The sequence below is a fragment of the Enterovibrio calviensis DSM 14347 genome (assembly GCF_000621165.1).
Classification (GTDB): domain Bacteria; phylum Pseudomonadota; class Gammaproteobacteria; order Enterobacterales; family Vibrionaceae; genus Enterovibrio; species Enterovibrio calviensis.
Genome location: NZ_KK211218.1, coordinates 575,304 through 593,303 on the forward strand (window position 1 = coordinate 575,304; position 18,000 = coordinate 593,303).

Sequence of the window (18,000 nt, forward strand, 5' to 3'; positions counted from 1 at the left end):
TCACCAAAGGGCCAAGTGGTCGCCTGCTGATTTCAAGACTCACTTTGGTACTAAAACCTATGAAAACTGCTGTTCCTTTGAATATCGATGAAAAGATTTCTTTGCCGAAATCTTTGTCTCTTGGCGCACAACATGTGCTGGCGATGGACCTCTATATCGTCCCAATCATCCTTGCGGGTTTGCTTTCTCTTTCTGTTGGGGATACGTCTTCGCTCATCCAAATGACGTTTATCGTCGCGGGTCTGTGTACCATCATTCAATCTGGCTTCCTGCTTAAACTGCCTGTCATGCAAGGCCCCTCTTACATTCCTATCGGCGCTATCGCGGCAATTGGAAAAACCATGGGTATGGGTGCGGTGTATGGCGCAATGATCCCCGTTGCGATTTGTGTCGCTTTGCTCGGTCGTCCTCTGAACCTGTTCAGCCGTTTGGTTAAAACCTTCGTGCCGCCAATCGTCGGTGGCACAGTGATCATCGTAGTGGGCATTTCTTTGCTGCCAGTGGCATTCAATGGTATTTACACCGCTGACCGCCCTGCTGAGAATATTCTTATTGCCATGGCGAGTATGTTCTCTCTGAGTGCCTTCATTCTTCTTGGCTGTTTTATTAAGCAACTTCATTGGCTGCGTTTGGCTTCCGTTCTGGGTGCCATTGTCGTCGGTACTCTAGTCGCGGAATCAATGGGAATGGCAGACTTCTCTGCAGTATCCCAAGCAGCATGGATAGAGCTTCCAAGCTTGTTACCGTTTGGCGAACTGGTGTTCGATCCGCTCGCCATCCTGACGCTATTATTCGTCACCATGATTGTGTTAGTTGAAACCACGGGCACTTGGTGTGCTGTCACTGCGGTAACGGGCACAGATTTGGATGACAACCGCTTAAACCGCGGTGCGACAGGTGAAGCGGCTGGCCAATTTATTTGTTCTCTACTGGGCGGAAGCCCTGTGACGGGTTATTCCACCAATGCGGGGATCATTGCGGTAACAGGCGTGGCTTCTCGTCGTGCGATTATCGCTGGCGGTTTTATTCTTCTCGTTCTTGGCCTTGTTCCGAAGCTGACTAGCCTGATTGCTTCTGTGCCACACGCGGTGATTGCTGGCATCTTTGCAGTGATTTGTGTGGTGATTGCAATGAACGGCTTCCGCGTCGTCCAAAACATACACCTGACCGAACGCAATATGTTAGTGATTGGTTTGCCGATCATGCTGGCGCTTGGTGCAGTCTTGATGCCTCGTGAAATCATTTACGCGCTGCCAGAATTAGTGGGCTATTTGGCGAATTCTGGCATTGCGATCGGTGCGCTCGCCGCTGTTATCTTAAATTTTGTTCTCCCTAACGAAGCGCCGCTGGAGGCTGAAGCATGATTGACATGGCTCGTATTCAATTTGGTATTCTTGCCGACACGTTCCACGCGCCTGTAAAGGGAGAACTGGCATTCATACCGGACTTCTTGATCTTGGTGGACGACCGTGGCGACATCATGGCCACCAGCCGTGTTGGAGAACCTGAGTACAGCGTTCATCTGAACGCATTGCGCGATTCATTAAAGCTGATTACGGTAGAGAAAGGTCAGTACCTGATGCCAGGGCTGGTTGACCTCCATTGTCACGCTCCACAGTGGCCACAAGCAGGTAAAGGCTTAGACCTGCCCCTATATGATTGGCTGCAAAACTATACCTTCCCATTGGAAAACCGTTACAGCGACTTGGCATTTGCAGACACGGTATACCAAGACGTGACACGCACGCTTCTGGCCAACGGAACGACCAGCGCGGTGTACTTTGCGTCTATCCATCGTGAAGCCTCAGAACTGTTGGCGAGCATTAGCCTTGAGCAAGGCCAACGAGCGTTCGTCGGCAGAATCAACATGGATAACGCAGAACAATGCCCTACGTTCTATCGCGAGTCATCCATTGAGCAATCACTCGCTGACACAGAAGCATTCATTCACAACGTGCGTGGCCTGAAAGGCAATGAACACGGCTTGGTGAAGCCTGTGATCACCCCTCGCTTCGTACCAAGTTGCACCGAAACATTGCTGCGCGAATTGGGGAAATTGGTTCAGCACCACGACGTTCACATGCAAACCCATTGCTCTGAAAGCGACTGGGCACGCGATTATGCACTGCAGCACTATGGCAAGTCAGACATTGAGATTTATGCAGACGCTGGGTTGTTGAACAACAAAACCGTGCTGGCCCACTCTATTTTTCTGACCGACAACGACGTTGCAGTGATGAAAGAGTTTGATGCAGGCATCGGCCATTGCCCGTTGTCGAATATGTACTTTGCCAACGCCGCCATGCACACACGCGAGTTACTAGACAGCGGTGTGAGTATTGGCCTCGGCAGTGATATTGCCGGCGCACCATCGCCTTCGATATTCCGCGCCAGTTTTGACGCAGTGACCCATTCTCGCGTTCGTGAAGATGGCGTTGATACACGTTTAGCCGCTGCCGAGCGCGGCGTGACGGGTTCGCGTGTTAGCTTTGTTGAAGCATTCTGGATGGCAACCGCTGGCGGTGGACGTGTGTTGAATGAAAAAGTCGGTGTGTTCGAAAAGGATTTCCATTTTGATGCGCTCGTGATCAAACCGAGTGCCTTAGGTAACCTGCGAATTTGGCAAGATATGGACACCCCTCGCGACATTTTGGAGAAAATCGTGTCTCTAGGCCAAAGCTGCGATATCGACAAAGTCTGGGTACAAGGCAAACAAGTTCGATAGCGTCTATACCCAAGTAACCTGTATTGATACCAAAATAAAAACCTCCCCTGCTGGTGCATCGGGAGGTTTTAATTTTTCAGAATCGCTAGGGTCTGTTGACCTTTGGTGGTTTAAGAGTTGGTGGTTTAAGATTGGATGCCAAGCTTGCCAAGGACCTCGTCCATTGCCATCACCAAGGCTTCATTCTTGCTTGAATCTAGCGCGTCAGAATGCGGCTGTGTAAATGCACCAATGTCATTATCAAAGTAACGACCAGAAGCATCAGCAAACTTATCACTCAGGGCTGCATCAACTAACACATCAGCACCAATGCTTAAATCCTTGCCTTCTGAACCGTAAGCTTCTTTGACCATTTTGCTACCCAAAAATGATGCCGGATTGACAGCAACTATAACGGGTGCATCCGACCCTAGCGTTTGCGCCATCAAAAAGCTCCACATTGTTATCGCCAGCTTGCTTTGCGCATACGCAGCACCATCAGGCAAGGCTTGCTCGCCTTTTAGCGCTGACAAGCTAACAGGCGCTTGCGCCGCAGAAGACAAATTCACCACTCGACTGTCTGCTCCCATCAAAGGCAATAAGGCTTTGGTCAACACATAAGGCGCTAAGGTGTTAACAACAAAACGCACGTCGTAACCCTCTTTGGTCACCGCCGTAGGCACTTTGAAAACGCCAGCGTTATTGATCAGCACATCAATGGCTGAATACTTCGCTTTCACTTGTTCGGCCATCGTGACCACTTGAGACAAATCCGACAAATCAGCCAAGTAAGTATCAAGCGTGGCATTCGGGTATGCCTCAGACAATGCATTCTTGGCCTGCTCCAATTTGGCGCTATTACGACCGTGCAACAAAAGCGTATGGCCGTCGGCTGCCAGTTTCTTCGCCGTTTCAAAGCCGATGCCATCAGTGGCGCCTGTCAATAATAGGGTCTTTTTCATCATGCTATTCCTTTAATCATTATTTGGTTCACGGCTTTTTCCTGATCGAGTATATCAATCAGACGTGGATTCGCACTCTATCCCCAAACACTCGCACATCATGGTGTTCAACGAATCAATGGAACAAGCTTAATACTTTGGTTAAAGTGTATAAATAACAGAAAAATAAAATCAGAATTCGGATTTTGGAGATAATGGATGAACACCAATAGCATCAAGTTATTTGTTCTCGCCGCAGAAACGCTGAACATCAGTGCTGCAGGTCAGCAGCTTGGGCTTACCCCTTCTGTTGCAAGTGCTTGGCTGTCCAAACTGGAAACGGAAGTGGGTGCGGATCTTTTTCACCGCACCACCCGCAAAGTGACCCTGTCTATTGAAGGCACCGAGTTTCTCCCTTATGCCAAAGAAATCTTGGCGCAGCAAGAAGCTGCTTTTGCGGCGCTAGGCCGGGGAAACCCTGATGTCAGTGGCACGTTGCGCTTCGCCGCTTCCAGCACATTCGCACAGCTCTATGTGGTACCCATCCTTGCAGAATTTCTGGAACGCTATCCCAAAATCAACGTGGAGTTAATGCTCTCAGACACTCAGGTCAAGCTGATTGAAGGGGGGTATGATTTGGCCCTACGAAACCTTGCTGCAGAAGACAGCAGCCTGATTGGCCGACGCCTTGCCAGCGATACGCGAGTCCTCTGCGCATCACCCGAGTATTTAGCGGCCAAAGGTACTCCGCAAGCGCCAGAAGATTTGATTGAGCATCAACTACTGGTATTTATGAAAGCCAAATCCAGAAAGCTGATCGCCAGCAACGGCAAACGAGAATGCACGTTCCCTCCAACCAGCAGCAAGCCAAGGGTTGTTTGTGATGACGGCGCCAGCATGCGCATCGCTGCCAAAGCGGGCGTCGGTATCTGCATGAGTTCGATCTGGAATATCCACAACGATCTAAAAGACGGCTCGCTGGTGAGGGTTTTGCCTGACTACCATGTTGATGACCAAAGTTCCGTGTGGCTAGTTTACCCAAAATCAAACGTGCTGACTGCCAAGGTTCGTGTCTTTATTGATTATCTCGTTGAGAAAATTGGCAATCCGCCAGTGTGGGAACACTAAATACGCCACCACAGTCATTGCGCATTGCGGTCACAGCCATTTTATTCACGTCGCCTTTTATTATCGTCGAAATGCAAATAGTGATTATTGAATTGGCCCATTTATTCGCCGTTTGAAGCGAATTAGACTTCTCCCATCGAAAATTGTTAGCCGACAATCGGTGACTTTTTAGCAAAAGGAGAAAGCGAGATGAAAAACATGGCCACTCACATCGACAACGTGATTTATGATCCCCTCACTGAGGCTCGCGCTCTAGCATTGCCTTCTCGCGAATCCATGTTGCAGCGTGCACCGTCAGTAAAACGTTTCTGGGACACCAACACCCATTTGCTCACCGAGGCTTGGCGAGCATGGGAAACGAGTGAAGAATCACCTAATTTCAAGCCTGACACATCACTGCTTGAACCCAAACTCAGAGAAGCCGTTGAGCAAGCATGGCTTGACCCAACCAAAGAAGTTGCTGTTCAAGATCTCTGGGAAGAAGTATCTGACGGCGTCTATCAGGCACAGTTCTTTGACCCTGAGCGTCTGGCCGAGCTGCGTGGGTATCTGGAAGCGGTGGCTGATGCAGGTATACCAACCCGTCCACCATATGGAATCGCGCTAAATCGCCGCGGTGCTATGCTCGACCCACGTTCTGAAGGCTATTTGGCCGCACCAGCATTTCAAGCGTTTTATCGTGAAGTTATGGACCGATACATGCGCCCTATCGCAAGGCTGTTGTTCCCCGGCGTGATGGGTTATGACAGTCAGACTTTTGGGTTTTCGATTCAGTATCAGGTAGGGATAGACACGTCACTGCAGCCTCATACCGATGCCAGTGCAGCGACGTTGAATATCAATATGAATCTACCAGATGAATCGTTTACAGGTTCAGAAGTAGATTTCTATGACCGAGTCTCGGGCGAGGTGAAACGTATCACGTTCAAACCGGGTACAGCGATGATCCACAGAGGTAACATACCTCATGCGGCTCATCCTATTACCAGCGGCACGCGAAGCAACATGGTACTTTGGTTATACGGTGACCGGATGCAAATCCCGCTTGCTGGCCAACGTATTGAGCAAGTCGATGCCCAGCAGCGATGGACGATACCCGAGGCTGATGCAGACAAATTTGCGCCGTTCTAACCCTAAAAGGAAGAACAGTGGACAGCATAACAAACAAGCAATAGGTAACAATTTAGTAGGCATACATGCGCAAGGCTAGTAGGCATGCACGCACAGGCAGTGGCTCACCAGTCACTGCCTCTTTTTGCTTAACACATTGCGGTTTAACGGTTGGTTTTGCTCACATCGTGAGATGAATCATGACCAAACCCAATTAAACATGATCAACAAAGCATCCTGATCACTCTAAAACAACGGCAATGTAGTTTGTTTTATACGGGACAATATTGGCTTCTCCCGTCGCATAGTACTTAGTCCCAGTGCCTTCAGACTCTAATTTGAAATAGTACTTACCCGCAGCAACAGTAATATCTTGATAAGTACCCTCACTTTCAAAGAAGATATTATCGTCATTCAGCCATCCTTCTGGCGAGACCAAAAAAATACTCCCATCGCACTCAAGAGAACCAATATTCGGCTGAGAGCAACTTTCTAGGAACACTTCGGTACGCGAGTTAGGATTTTTAACTGTTTTGGTGAGCGTGATTGAACCATAGTCTCGACTTGATCTTTCCGGTTTATGAGTCCAAATCCTCTCTTTCTCTACGCTAAAGCCTTTGTCGTTTTTAACCACAGTGCCATTGCCAACGCCCCCTACAGAGCCTAAAACGCCGTTTATCGCGCCGTTTACACCGTCATTAACTACCTGTCCTAAGTCTTTATCCGCACAACCAGACAAAGTTACGGTTACTGCTATCGCCAACGCCAGTTTCTTCATACTCTTTCCCTTTTTATTCTTCTTTATTCCAATGCCGAGAAAACATTACCACCACTGAAAGCGCTTTGGATGTCTCAAAATAGAGTCCGACCGTAACCAAAGAATCGGTGTTCACATATGTCACTGTTTGCCCAACAGGCACTGTGGTTATAAAAGAAGAAAATCGAAGTGTATGTCACCAAGTAGAGACAAAAAGAGCCACAATATGTGGCTATTTTTTGGCTCTTTGGCGAAGCGGCTAAATCACTCAAACGCGGTTAGTGATGACCACCATTGTGACAATCAAACATAGAAATACTTGGCACTGACCAATCATGTCCCAAATGCGTATCCAAGGCGTAGGCGGTTCCGGTTAGACCAAACAATACAAGTGCAGCAATCGCGAGTTTTTTCATTGAGTTAATCCTTATTTTTGTGCTTATACCCAAACAACGCTGCCAAGTATCGTCATTTTCACTACAAAAAGAAGGGCCTTTACTTACCTTTACCCTTCGTGACAAATCAATGACATAAGGACAAAAAAAAGACCTCACCCCAAAAGGGCAAGGTCTCATTGTTATCACTTCGTGGCGTTGATAATTACCACATCAAATCATCTGGGATTTGGAAATCTGCGTACGGGTCATCTTCATCAATTTCCTGCGCAGATACGGTGTTATTCACAATGATGGTTTCTTCATCGCGCTGGCTGATTTTGTCAGCAACGATACCTGGGACAATGGCGTAGCCATCAAGGTAGCGAGCAATGGCTAAACGACCATTCACTAGCTGCGCTTGAATGTCTTTGGTCACATAAAGCTTTTTCACTAACGTGCCATCGGTGAAGTTATATCCAATGTCGCCATCTTTACGATCGATTTTATTCATCTCAACCAGTTGCTTCACCTGAGCAAGAATGGCTTTTTTCTGAGCTTCTAACTGTTTCTGGCGATTAAGCTCTTGATCTTGAGCCATTTGAGCCGTGCGATTTTCTTCTACTGCGGCTTTTGCTGCTTTCGCCATTGTGCGGGATTTTTTCGACGTCTTCCCTGCCTTTTTCATCGCTTTTTTATCAATCAGACCTGCTTTAAGCATCTGTTCTTGAAGTGTTAGTTTTGCCATTTTGACTCCGTCTTCGCACATTTCACTCTAATCGTATGTGCCTATGGTTTTGCTCGCCAAACTTTACGTGCGTTTGCCTCAATGACCCAATAATACCATTGGTTATTGCAGATCCCACATTGAATCCTGTACGAATTGAGATTCGTCTTTTCCGATTTCCTAGTCTCACCTCATTTCGCAGACAATTTCGCTGAACCCTTCAATCAGAACATCCGCTAGAAGCTCTATCTCGCACACTCACAAATAATTTTTTTATCAACAGAAGCGAAAATAAGCCAAGGCAGCATGCCTTACGACAACAAGTTATAAATCGAAACACTTGTGTGAAAGCATCAAATACTTTTCTTAACATCAGAATTCACCATACATCGTTCGTACACTTATCTGGACTTTTCAATATTATGTCGAGGATTTATGTATGTACGACAACATCGCTAACCAACAAAAAATCACAAAAGCACCTCTCCAAGCTAACCTTGAGACTCTTGCACTGTCGTTGCCAACAGGCTCTCAGCAAAGCGTTTTCCTCCCCAAAGACATCTTTCTCAGCTTCATCAATGACTACATGCTAGCGACACACCATTATGATGTGTTCGAGAAAATCGTTTCCCATCGCACACAAGAAATAACGCAGACACTTCCCATCAATCAGCCCAAGGGTAACCTCTACACTACGCTCACCTGTGATATTGCTACATCGATTTGCGGAGTGACTCCGCTAAATGGGCTTCCAGATGAATTTGCCACGATCGAAAAAACGGCCATTGCACTTTATGGCGACATACTAAATTGTTGGGCTGCCTTTAAAGTTCACCAAATCGTTGTTGAGGCTCAAACACACCTATCCACTCGTCACTATTCAAATGAGCGCATCAAAAAGCCAGATCTAGAAATGGAGAGTTATCGCTACGAAGTGGTCGGTGACATTCGTCATGATGAGCGCTTGTTCATGACCAGTTACGCCAGTGTGCCAATGAAGTTGTCTCTCGCTAACGTTCTGATCAACTTAGAAACATTCGTGAAACAACAGCATTGGTACGAAATGCTCTATTACCTAGATGTCTCATCTTCAGGTGAACACTTCATTTTGTATCAAGAGCAGTATGATTACCCGCTACTATTATCATCAGCACTTATTCAACGTTGGGAACAGCGTGATAACTGGCTGACATTCGATCCTTTTTTTCAAACAGAAAATTGGACACTGACTCTGTCCAGTGAGAAAATTAGAACGTTAGAACGCTCCGGAATATTCTCTGAAGATCTGAAAAATAAATTGAAAACCGTATCAGTGCCCGCATTTGATTTTTCACTGTTGCAAGCAACAACTCAGAAATCGGCGGTCTGCGAGATCATTCGAATGGCCATCGCTGGCCCACGAGAGAAGTTGAATCACATTCTATATTTAACGCTTAAATTTCTGACACTTAAGCTTGCCGACATTGGCATAGAAGCGGCTTACACCATCGTGGAGCAGCCTTCCATCTTAGGCTTTTATCAATCTGTGAATAATGATGGCAACGGAACACTGCCATATGTGCCCTTGTGCCACCAGAAAGTGGAAGGAACCGCTCTGACGACTTATCAGGGAATTGTTTTCACTGGGCCGATGAGCCAAGCCTTTGAAGCGTGTAGCTTTAGAGGCTACAACAAGAGAATTATAGCAATGCGCAAGCAAGCAAGAGTATCGACGAATGCTTGAATATTTTCACACCATGTCAGCAAATTTCACCGCAGTTTTCCTTGTCGGGATTGCCGTCGTTGTCATGCTTTGGGCTTCTCACTTTGTTAGAGCATTGAGCAAAAATAGGTCTGGAGTCTTCCGGCCTATTTACCTTCCCTATACGCTCTACACCGTCTTTATCTCTTTGTGGATTCTATCCAACGCGTATTTTCAATCCGATCTTCTTGTGACGTCGAGCGCTCAAACCACGTTGGTGATGGCGCTACTTGCGAACGTGTTTTCCGGCCTTGCATTTGCGCTCGCCTATCTTTTCTCATGCCGATTAATGTCTGAGCGTGAGGGGCTTAAGCTAAAGCGGCGGCAGTGGCTACTTTTTGGTGTCACCTGCGTTGTTATCTTGGTCACGAATGCCATACCAGAAGCGAACATCACCCATGTTGATGTCTACGATATTGGTGATTTCTTAATTCACTTTGGGCCCGCGAGTGGGGCGTTTTTTGGCATTCTTCTGCTTCTTGTTGTACTCACGCTCGTCAATTTCATTCGTTCAAGTCGAAGCCCTCAGAGGCTAAAAAAAGTCAAAGCTTCTTATATGGTCATTGGCATGGTCGGATTTATTCTCTCGACGTTTCTTGCCCATTTCCTAATACCCGTTTTGTTCAATGATTTCTCGATGGCTTGGGTACCCCCTGCCTTATCAATTATCGAAGCCATCATGGTGGGTTATGCCTTACTTCATAACCGATTTTATAGCAGTCGATACATTGTTATGGTTAGTGTCAGTTTCATTGCTAACGCTGCATTGTACGTCACACCGATCCTGTTCATCGGCATGCAACAATTCAAACAAGCCACGCTACTCATCGTCGCGTGGACATTGCTCACTGGCGTTTTTTGGCCCACTTCGCTTGCGCTAATTCGCCGCGCAGTGAACCAATTGCTTTACCGGAAACAGGGAAACCCTGTTGAGAGCATCTGCAATTTAATTGGTGAGTTTCGTTATTCTACCGATGAGGCTGTCGTTAAGCTCAATCACGTCCTCAATGCAAAAGATGGACGCATTCAGAAAGTAGGGAATAACGCTGAAACCAACGTGTTTGTTTCGTGTTTTCAGGGTGACCGCTCGGTGCTCGTCAGAGAGGAACTTGAATATCAAATTCGGCACGACAAATCTGACGATTGTGAATCACTAACCAGTCTTGCTAAAGAAATGGGAAACACTGGCACTTCATTGGTTTTACCTATTACCAATGAAAAAAGTGAAGTCACCCATTTGTATATGGTATCCAAACAGAACGAAAATGAGCTGTTCTCCAGTGAAGAGATCATGGGCTTACAGCGTCTTTTTGACGAGGCTAACCGATTCATCATTACTGAAGATAAGATCCGAAAGTCTCAAGTATTGGCAGGCTCCATTGCCCATGAAATCCGTAACCCCCTCACTAAAATCAAATACCACTTTGAACGCATTGATGCCGACATGTTTAACGTAGAGAGTGGTTCAATTAGCCCATTCGCTTCCCATGACATGAAGAAAATCTACCAAGAGCTGGCAGAAGGACAGAAAGCCGTTCAACTTGGTACGCGGTTTATCGACGCTATTCTTGATGAATTGCGTGGTGAAGGCATTAAAACAGAGGTGTTCGAACACTACTCAGTGGAGGAGCTGACTCGACAAGTTCTCAGTGATTTCAGTTTTTATAGCGACAATTATCGCGGTCGCATCCATCTCAGTGTAAAAAATGATTTTATATTTAAAGGAAGCGACACCCTGTTCAGCTTCATGCTGTTCAATCTGCTAAAAAACGCGGTGCACTATTTTGAAGCTTACCCAAACAGCCAGGTAAACATCCATTTCAAAAAGAACGGCGAATACAATGAGCTTCATATCGTCGATACAGGGCCTGGTATTTCCGTAGATCACCAAGCACACATCTTTGATGATTTTTACTCGCACGGCAAAGAGCAAGGCAATGGACTAGGCCTGTCGTATTGTATGCGCGTGATGCAATCGTTCGACGGAAACATCATTTGCCGCTCGTTACCGGAAAAGTACACTGAGTTCGTTCTCTATTTCCCATCCGTGAACGAGCAACTGTATGACGAAGAGACGAAAGGGATTGTTTCTTCCTACCTTGAAGAAAAGTCGATTATCCTGGTCGGTGACAGTCACGCTAGCCATTGGCTTTCCAGTGAACTTCGAATCATGGCAAAGAACGTCCACATCGCTGCTGATATCGAAGCCGGTATTAGTCACGCGTGCCAACATCCTGTCGATATTCTTGTCATTGATAGTGCGCTCATCATAGAGGGAAGCAATCTGCTTCAAGCCCTTAGAGCGGGAGATCTTGGACATGACTTACAAGTGACACCCATTATTCGTTACAGCAGTGAAGTAACTCATGAACACCATAGGATCTTGAGCTCTGCTGATTTGATACAAGGCGAGATTGAAGGCATCAATAACCGATTTGCGCTGCACCGTTCACTTGAGAACCTGATTGACGAAGGTCGCTTCGCCAAACTGGGCAGCTTGATTGGAAAACGCGTTCTGGTTGTCGACGATATGCAAGTCAATCGCCTCCTCGTTCAAGCTTACCTGACAAGTGAAGGTGTCATTGTCAATCAAGCGGTTTCAGGAGAGGAAGCAGTGACGAAGGTCACCGCAGAGTCATTTGATTTGGTGCTTATGGATATACACATGCCGGGAATGGGTGGCATTGAAGCCGCACAGCAAATCCGTGCGTTAAGTGATACCACAATCATTGTGGCGCTATCGGGTGAATACAGTGAAGATACGAGGTCGTCGATAGAAAGCGCGATGCACGATCATCTTGTTAAACCTACCACCAAACAGCAACTCATCAAAACACTGACGAAATGGTTGGCGACGAAAAAACACCTCGTCGACGACGCTCAACGTCAGGCGTAATTTCTCTCTGTATCCCCAACAATCTCATAGGTTTGGATTGCTGGGGATACAAGAAACTCAATCTCTAATGGGTGAGATGAACAACACAAGCACCCTAAACGACTGACCTTAGAATTGCTCACACAGTGCTTTAACTTCGGCAAATGGATAGTGACCAAATTGACCAAAACCTGCCGTGCGCCCTACCCTGAGACGCCCTGTTAGCGGCGTGGAAATACCACACAAATATCGCGCGGTGGCTTCGGGTGTGACGGCCTCATTTTTGGCCGCATCAAACAAGGGTTGGCTTGCAGTTTTCAGTTGCTGAACATCTAACGCAGGCAAATCTGAAGCGCTTGGCAATACCGCCACATCACCACGACATACTGAACAATGTTCGCATCGCTCAGGAGCATGTTCATCGGCAAAATAACGCGCCAATCGATGGCTCAAACACGTGGTGGTTTCAAACAGTGCTAGCATGGCGTGAACACGTTCAACTTCGCTCTGTTCCTTGTTCTGAAACATCTGATGAATGTATTCACTAAGTTCGTGCGCAGCTTGGCCTTCACAAACGTCAGGACGACAAATATTGAAGACATCCGTCATTTGCTTGCTTTCAAGCTCAATCCATCCCTTTTCAGCGAAATAATCCAACGCCTTAACCGCACGTTGTCGATCTGATTGATAACCCTGCCATAGCGCATCGAAATCTACCGTGTGCCACGTGCGAGATTTCGGTGATGAATCGAACACAGCCTTCACAAAGTGCTGACGCTCGCCGTCAAATTGCGCCAATATATTCTCGACACTCACTAGGGTTTTGAAGCGATAATCGGCGAAATAGCTAAATTTAGGCTCAATAACACCTTCTAATTCCAAATACACGAGCAACGTCTTGAGCGGGAGTTGACGAATGTTTGTGTCTCGGGATAGACGATTAAGCATCACCTCCCACGTGTTACCCTGTGACGTACTGCCAATCTCATTGATAACCGCCAGAATAGCAGCGCGATCTGGCGTATCACCATAGACAAAATTCTCCAGCACACTGAGCGATTCTCTGTTAGCCAACACAGTGCACGTTGAGGTTTGACCATCACGCCCCGCACGACCAATTTCTTGGCTGTAGTTTTCAATGGATTTTGGTAAGTCATAGTGAATAACGGTGCGAATATCGGATTTATCGACACCCATTCCGAACGCGATAGTGGCAACAATGCAGTTTATTTCCCCACGCATGAATCGATTCTGGATATCTTGTCGCTTATCGTTTGGCAACCCCGCATGATAAGCAAACGCTGGCACGCCTTGCTGCCTGAGGTTATCAGCAACCGTCTCGGCGGTATTCTGCAAGGTGACATAAATGATGGTGGGCGCCAACGGACTTTTATTCAATTGTTCAAGTAAAGCATTCGATTTGTCCTTCTCAGGACAGGGAACAACGTTGAGATCTAAATTCTCACGATAAAAACCTGTGACAACAATATCTTCAGCATTGATACCAAACTTAACGCCCATATCTTCTATCACTTTTGGCGTAGCTGTGGCCGTTAGCAATAAGACTTGGGGAATATTAAGCTGCTGACAATAAACAGGCAGCTTTAAATAATCCGGGCGAAAATTATGACCCCACTCTGAAATACAGTGCGCTTCATCAATCACCAACAATGAAATAGAGACTGATGATATAAATTGCCTAAAGCGCTCATTTTTTAAACGCTCGACCGAGATCATCAGTATTTTGATCTCTCCCGCCTTTACGCCACGCATTACTTCTCTCGATTCATCATACGACAAAGAGGAATCAATCGACGCTGCAGCAATGCCTCGGCTTTTCAGAAAATCGAGTTGGTCTTTCATCAATGCCAATAGCGGGGATATAACAAGCGTCAGGTGTGGAAGATGTAAAGCAGGCAACTGATAACACAATGATTTACCCGAACCCGTTGGGAAAATGGCCGCAGATGAACGCCCAGACAACACGCGGTCTACCACTTGTTGTTGGCCGCCTCGTAAACCTTCGAAACCGAATACTGTTTGAAGTGTCTGTAAATAGTTGATATCCGGTTTCATTTTCGCCTCGGTACATTGTTAGAAATCAAGCAATCCTGAAGTTTACACGCCTACCCGCCTTGCGACGAGTGTTATACCCAAACAACCCGCATTGATTGACACCAACGAGGTCGCAAATCAAAAAGTCAAAGCCACCGAGTTCCAAGCATCAAACCTTGATGTATACCAAGTGCACTTGTTCGATTAAAAGACGAATTATATTTATTACGTGGCGGATAAACCCACATTAATAGCAATGAAATAAAATTAGCCCATTCGCATTGAAAAATAGTCAAAGGGTTGGATGAGAATCATTTCGACATATGAACCACTGATATTTTTTAGGGTATATTCCACAAAAAACATCACTCCCTAATGTAGTAATTCATAACAAAAACCATTTTCTAATGTTTGCTACAACATTCGTACCTCTCGCTCAACTAGCCTCTAGATCATTCTTATACGCACGATTAATACCCAAAAAATCAACCAAACCATGTGATGAAAGAGAAACTAGACATGGCTCACTAGCTATCTCTTCATTTCAATACACATAAGGATTGAAACTTTGGCTACATCAAACAAAGATCCCGAAAAAAATAAAAACAAACTAGAACAAAACCAAAACAATGGAATCAAAAAAAATCGAAAACGGCTCATTTCTTTAAGTGTATTTTTATTAAGCTCGGCTTTCGTTATTGGCGCAAGTCAATCCGTCAATATCCACGCTGCGCCACCTCCTCTTAGCGTTTCCATTTCGACCAATGCGATGCCTAGCTCGGCACCAAGCACGTCAACAAAGAAACAAGAACCGGTCATTCAACCGAAGCCAGTGATTCCTTTCGAGGATAGTCTCGCAGGAAACGGTATTGATCATGGCGATGACCCAGAACGCCCTTGGATGAAGGCATCGCTAAGCAGCAAGCCTTTTAGTGAATATTGGCTCAATCAAGTCGACGCACACATAAGCCAACAGCGCACACCCGGTTGGCTTAAGTTCGAAAACTATCATCTCAGCCAAGGGCGTGACCCCCTTCAATTGCCCACTTTTGCACGCATGGTTGAGTCAAAACACGTTCCAGACGTGTTAACGGTTCGATTGCTCGATGGCGTCGAAACCATGACAGCCCTGTCTGATATTGGATTTGAACATAAAACATCCCTCGATCCAGCGAGTCCAGATACGCGCGTACACGTTTATCAGATCCCTGAAGGTTTGAGCTTTGAAGCGGCTCTAGAAGTCGTAAATGCCCACCCCAATGTGGCATTCGGTGAGCCTGATTATTTGATCGAATGGGCGCTCGCACCTAACGAATCGAACGGCGGTATTAGCAATGGTTCAGCGTGGTGGCTGAATCAATTGAACGCCTATGAAGCGTGGGACACGACGACCGATGCATCAGCCATTGGCCCCATCGCGGTCTATGACCAAGGTATCCTTCGCAGCCATGAAGATCTGAGAGATAACTTTTGGGTTAATCCCGATGAAGTCGCAGGGAATGGCGTCGACGATGACAACAATGGCATTGTGGACGACATTAACGGCCGAACAAACACCGTATTTGGTAGCCACGGAACACCGGTCGCAGGAACAATCTGTGGACGTGGTGACAATGGTATTGGCTATGTCGGCAGTGCATGGACCTGTCAATTAATGGATACAGGGGGGCCGCTAAGTTTTGCGGCGGCCGTCTCTGATGCCATGGCCTCACTGCGATATGCCACTTCAAAGGGCTCTCGTATTTCCAACCACAGTTGGGGGATTAGCGGAGATTACAGCCAAGCATTCAAAGACTTAATCACCGATATTGCTGACGACGATCACTTGATGGTTATCGCATCACACAACTTCAATTCCAACATAGACAATAGCCCTGTCTATCCCGCGTCTTATGACAATGACAACATTTTAAGTATCGCCGCATCCAACCAAAGCGAAAGCCGTATCAGTTACTCAAACTACGGTGCAGTGAGTGTTGATATTGCAGCGCCGACAGAATTTAACACGGCCAATTCCTCAGGCGGTTACTCGGGCTTTAGCGGTACATCTCAAGCAACCCCCGTTGTCACCGGCGTCGTGGCACTTGCATGGTCTATAGATCCATCCATGACCTTTCGGGAAATCAAACAACTCGTCATGGATACCTCTCGTCGAATTCCTGCATGGAGCGGATTAACGGTTTCGGAAGGTATTATTGACATGAAAAACCTTGTCGAATCTGTGATTGTCGATACCGATGGCGACGGTATTCTCGATGATGTCGATCCCGATGATGACAATGATGGCGTACCCGATGAAGAGGACGCATTTCCAAAAGATGCCACCGAAACGACAGATACCGACAATGACGGTATCGGCAACAATGCCGACAACGATGATGACGGTGACGGCGTAAACGATGAGGACGACTGGCGTCCACTCGACCCGAACGAACAATATGATACTGATGGCGATGGCATCGGAAACAGCGTTGATGAAGACGATGACGATGACGGCGTGCTCGATGAAAACGACGCATTCCCTCTCGACGATTCAGAAACAACAGACACTGACGGCGACGGCGTCGGTGATAACAGCGACCAATTTGTCAACGATCCAAACGAATGGGTAGATTCGGACGGCGACGGTGTCGGTGACAACGGTGATATTGACCGAGATAACGATGGCTTAAGCGACGATCTCGAATCTCGCACATCTGCTTTGGTTACAAATTGGCCCACATTGACAGGCAATTCAGCCTTTACCGACGGCGTCTTAACGGCAAACGGCGGTAGCTGGGGACAGCAAGCAAACTCCGATCGCTTTTCTCAATATGGCTTTAACGATAACTACCGCCTGAGCTTCACTGTCGATGCACTAGGCACCTACAACATGATTGGGCTGGGCAGTGTCGAAAGCTCCGCCAGTTATACCGATATCGATTACGCCTTCTACTTAACTGGCGGCTCTTTGAGCGCTTACGAAAGTGGCTCAAGCCAAGGCAGTATCGGTAGCGTTGCCGTTGGGGACACGCTGACTATCGAAGTGAATTCAAACACTATTCGCTATCTGCGTAATGACTCTGTGGTTAGAGAAGTCACCTACAGCGGCGAAACGCCTGACTTCTACGTCGATTCAAGCTTCTACAGCGGCGCGATCCGACTTAGCAATATTGAATTGACGCCACTTTCAGGCGCGGGTTTATCGGCTGATGCTGACAACGATGGCGTGACTAACGATGTGGATTTGGACTCGGATAACGACACCATTCCTGATGTGATTGAAGCCGGTTTAGCAGACACCGATGGCAGCCTGACAGTCGATAGCATCGACCTGCAAGCCAGCGTTGACCCTGCCCCAGATTCTGACAGCGATGGTATTCCAGACTTCCTAGATCTAGAAAGCCAGAACCCAGAGAACGATGGCACGGCCTTCGACATGCATGGATACCAATTTGCCGCGTTTGACACCAACGGTGACGGCATGCTGAACCTTCAAGACGGTGAAGGCGGCGGTGACACCAACAACAACGGGGTTGATGATCGTGCCGAAGATTCGGACGGTGACGGTATCTCTAATCCGAACGATGAGGATGATGACAACGACGG

Annotated in this window: 12 protein-coding genes; 7 read left to right on the top strand and 5 right to left on the bottom strand. The window is 47.0% G+C overall.

Translation table 11 applies throughout. The annotated features are described in order from the left end of the window. Positions 1 to 59 precede the first annotated feature (59 nt). Together Q365_RS0123840 and guaD are read left to right on the top strand one after the other, a co-directional pair. Entirely contained in the window at positions 60 to 1,364 is a 1,305-nt protein-coding gene (locus Q365_RS0123840) for a solute carrier family 23 protein (protein WP_028025722.1), read from the top strand. Next, positions 1,361 to 2,725: a guanine deaminase gene (gene guaD, locus Q365_RS0123845; RefSeq protein WP_028025723.1), complete on the top strand. Its 1,365-nt coding sequence runs from the start codon at positions 1,361 to 1,363 to the stop codon at positions 2,723 to 2,725. Before Q365_RS0123840 ends, guaD begins: the two co-directional genes overlap by 4 nt. Before the next feature lie 125 nt (positions 2,726 to 2,850). Here the strand turns inward: guaD and Q365_RS0123850 are convergent, their stop codons facing one another. Beyond that, positions 2,851 to 3,666, bottom strand: a complete 816-nt coding sequence (locus Q365_RS0123850; protein WP_028025724.1) for an SDR family NAD(P)-dependent oxidoreductase — start codon at positions 3,664 to 3,666, stop codon at positions 2,851 to 2,853. 198 nt (positions 3,667 to 3,864) lie between these two features. On the opposite strand from Q365_RS0123850, the gene Q365_RS0123855 reads away from it, so the two are divergent. Together Q365_RS0123855 and Q365_RS0123860 are read left to right on the top strand one after the other, a co-directional pair. Continuing rightward, positions 3,865 to 4,773, top strand: a complete 909-nt coding sequence (locus tag Q365_RS0123855) for a LysR family transcriptional regulator (RefSeq protein ID WP_028025725.1) — start codon at positions 3,865 to 3,867, stop codon at positions 4,771 to 4,773. Positions 4,774 to 4,992: 219 nt separating this feature from the next. Then, the gene (locus Q365_RS0123860; protein WP_028025726.1) at positions 4,993 to 5,904 is read left to right on the top strand and encodes a 2OG-Fe(II) oxygenase family protein; all 912 of its coding nucleotides are present in this window, start codon (positions 4,993 to 4,995) and stop codon (positions 5,902 to 5,904) included. 220 nt (positions 5,905 to 6,124) lie between these two features. Here the strand turns inward: Q365_RS0123860 and Q365_RS0123865 are convergent, their stop codons facing one another. From Q365_RS0123865 to Q365_RS0123875, 3 genes are all read right to left on the bottom strand, one after another. After that, positions 6,125 to 6,661, bottom strand: coding sequence for a hypothetical protein (locus tag Q365_RS0123865; protein WP_028025727.1), 537 nt, complete (start codon positions 6,659 to 6,661; stop codon positions 6,125 to 6,127). Positions 6,662 to 6,918: 257 nt separating this feature from the next. After that, positions 6,919 to 7,056 carry a hypothetical protein gene (locus Q365_RS27040; protein WP_169737860.1) on the bottom strand — a complete coding sequence of 46 codons (138 nt, stop codon included), beginning with the start codon at positions 7,054 to 7,056 and terminating at the stop codon, positions 6,919 to 6,921. A gap of 184 nt (positions 7,057 to 7,240) precedes the next feature. After that, complete coding sequence (locus Q365_RS0123875) at positions 7,241 to 7,762, bottom strand: DUF2058 domain-containing protein (RefSeq protein WP_028025728.1); 522 nt, start codon at positions 7,760 to 7,762, stop codon at positions 7,241 to 7,243. Between the two features lie 418 nt (positions 7,763 to 8,180). Here Q365_RS0123875 and Q365_RS0123880 point away from each other — a divergent pair, with 418 nt between their 5' ends. Then, positions 8,181 to 9,464, top strand: a complete 1,284-nt coding sequence (locus Q365_RS0123880) for an acyl-homoserine-lactone synthase (protein WP_028025729.1) — start codon at positions 8,181 to 8,183, stop codon at positions 9,462 to 9,464. After that, positions 9,457 to 12,378, top strand: a complete 2,922-nt coding sequence (locus Q365_RS0123885) for an ATP-binding response regulator (RefSeq protein WP_028025730.1) — start codon at positions 9,457 to 9,459, stop codon at positions 12,376 to 12,378. The genes Q365_RS0123880 and Q365_RS0123885 overlap by 8 nt, the downstream gene beginning before the upstream one ends. Before the next feature lie 108 nt (positions 12,379 to 12,486). Here the strand turns inward: Q365_RS0123885 and Q365_RS0123890 are convergent, their stop codons facing one another. Continuing rightward, positions 12,487 to 14,433 carry a RecQ family ATP-dependent DNA helicase gene (locus Q365_RS0123890; RefSeq protein WP_028025731.1) on the bottom strand — a complete coding sequence of 649 codons (1,947 nt, stop codon included), beginning with the start codon at positions 14,431 to 14,433 and terminating at the stop codon, positions 12,487 to 12,489. An 811-nt stretch (positions 14,434 to 15,244) separates the two neighbouring features. On the opposite strand from Q365_RS0123890, the gene Q365_RS26025 reads away from it, so the two are divergent. Beyond that, positions 15,245 to 18,000: S8 family serine peptidase (locus Q365_RS26025; RefSeq protein ID WP_162176387.1), on the top strand; the 2,756-nt coding region annotated here is incomplete at its 3' end.

Excerpts from the sequence above, each read along its gene's own strand:
- Q365_RS0123865 (WP_028025727.1), bottom strand. The coding sequence starts at position 6,661 with ATGAAGAAACTGGCGTTGGCGATAGCAGTAACCGTAACTTTGTCTGGT.
- Q365_RS0123885 (WP_028025730.1), top strand. The coding sequence starts at position 9,457 with ATGCTTGAATATTTTCACACCATGTCAGCAAATTTCACCGCAGTTTTC.
- Q365_RS0123850 (WP_028025724.1), bottom strand. The coding sequence starts at position 3,666 with ATGAAAAAGACCCTATTATTGACAGGCGCCACTGATGGCATCGGCTTT.
- Q365_RS27040 (WP_169737860.1), bottom strand. The coding sequence starts at position 7,056 with ATGAAAAAACTCGCGATTGCTGCACTTGTATTGTTTGGTCTAACCGGA.
- Q365_RS0123875 (WP_028025728.1), bottom strand. The coding sequence starts at position 7,762 with ATGGCAAAACTAACACTTCAAGAACAGATGCTTAAAGCAGGTCTGATT.
- Q365_RS0123890 (WP_028025731.1), bottom strand. The coding sequence starts at position 14,433 with ATGAAACCGGATATCAACTATTTACAGACACTTCAAACAGTATTCGGT.
- Q365_RS0123855 (WP_028025725.1), top strand. The coding sequence starts at position 3,865 with ATGAACACCAATAGCATCAAGTTATTTGTTCTCGCCGCAGAAACGCTG.
- Q365_RS0123840 (WP_028025722.1), top strand. The coding sequence starts at position 60 with ATGAAAACTGCTGTTCCTTTGAATATCGATGAAAAGATTTCTTTGCCG.
- guaD (WP_028025723.1), top strand. The coding sequence starts at position 1,361 with ATGATTGACATGGCTCGTATTCAATTTGGTATTCTTGCCGACACGTTC.
- Q365_RS0123880 (WP_028025729.1), top strand. The coding sequence starts at position 8,181 with ATGTACGACAACATCGCTAACCAACAAAAAATCACAAAAGCACCTCTC.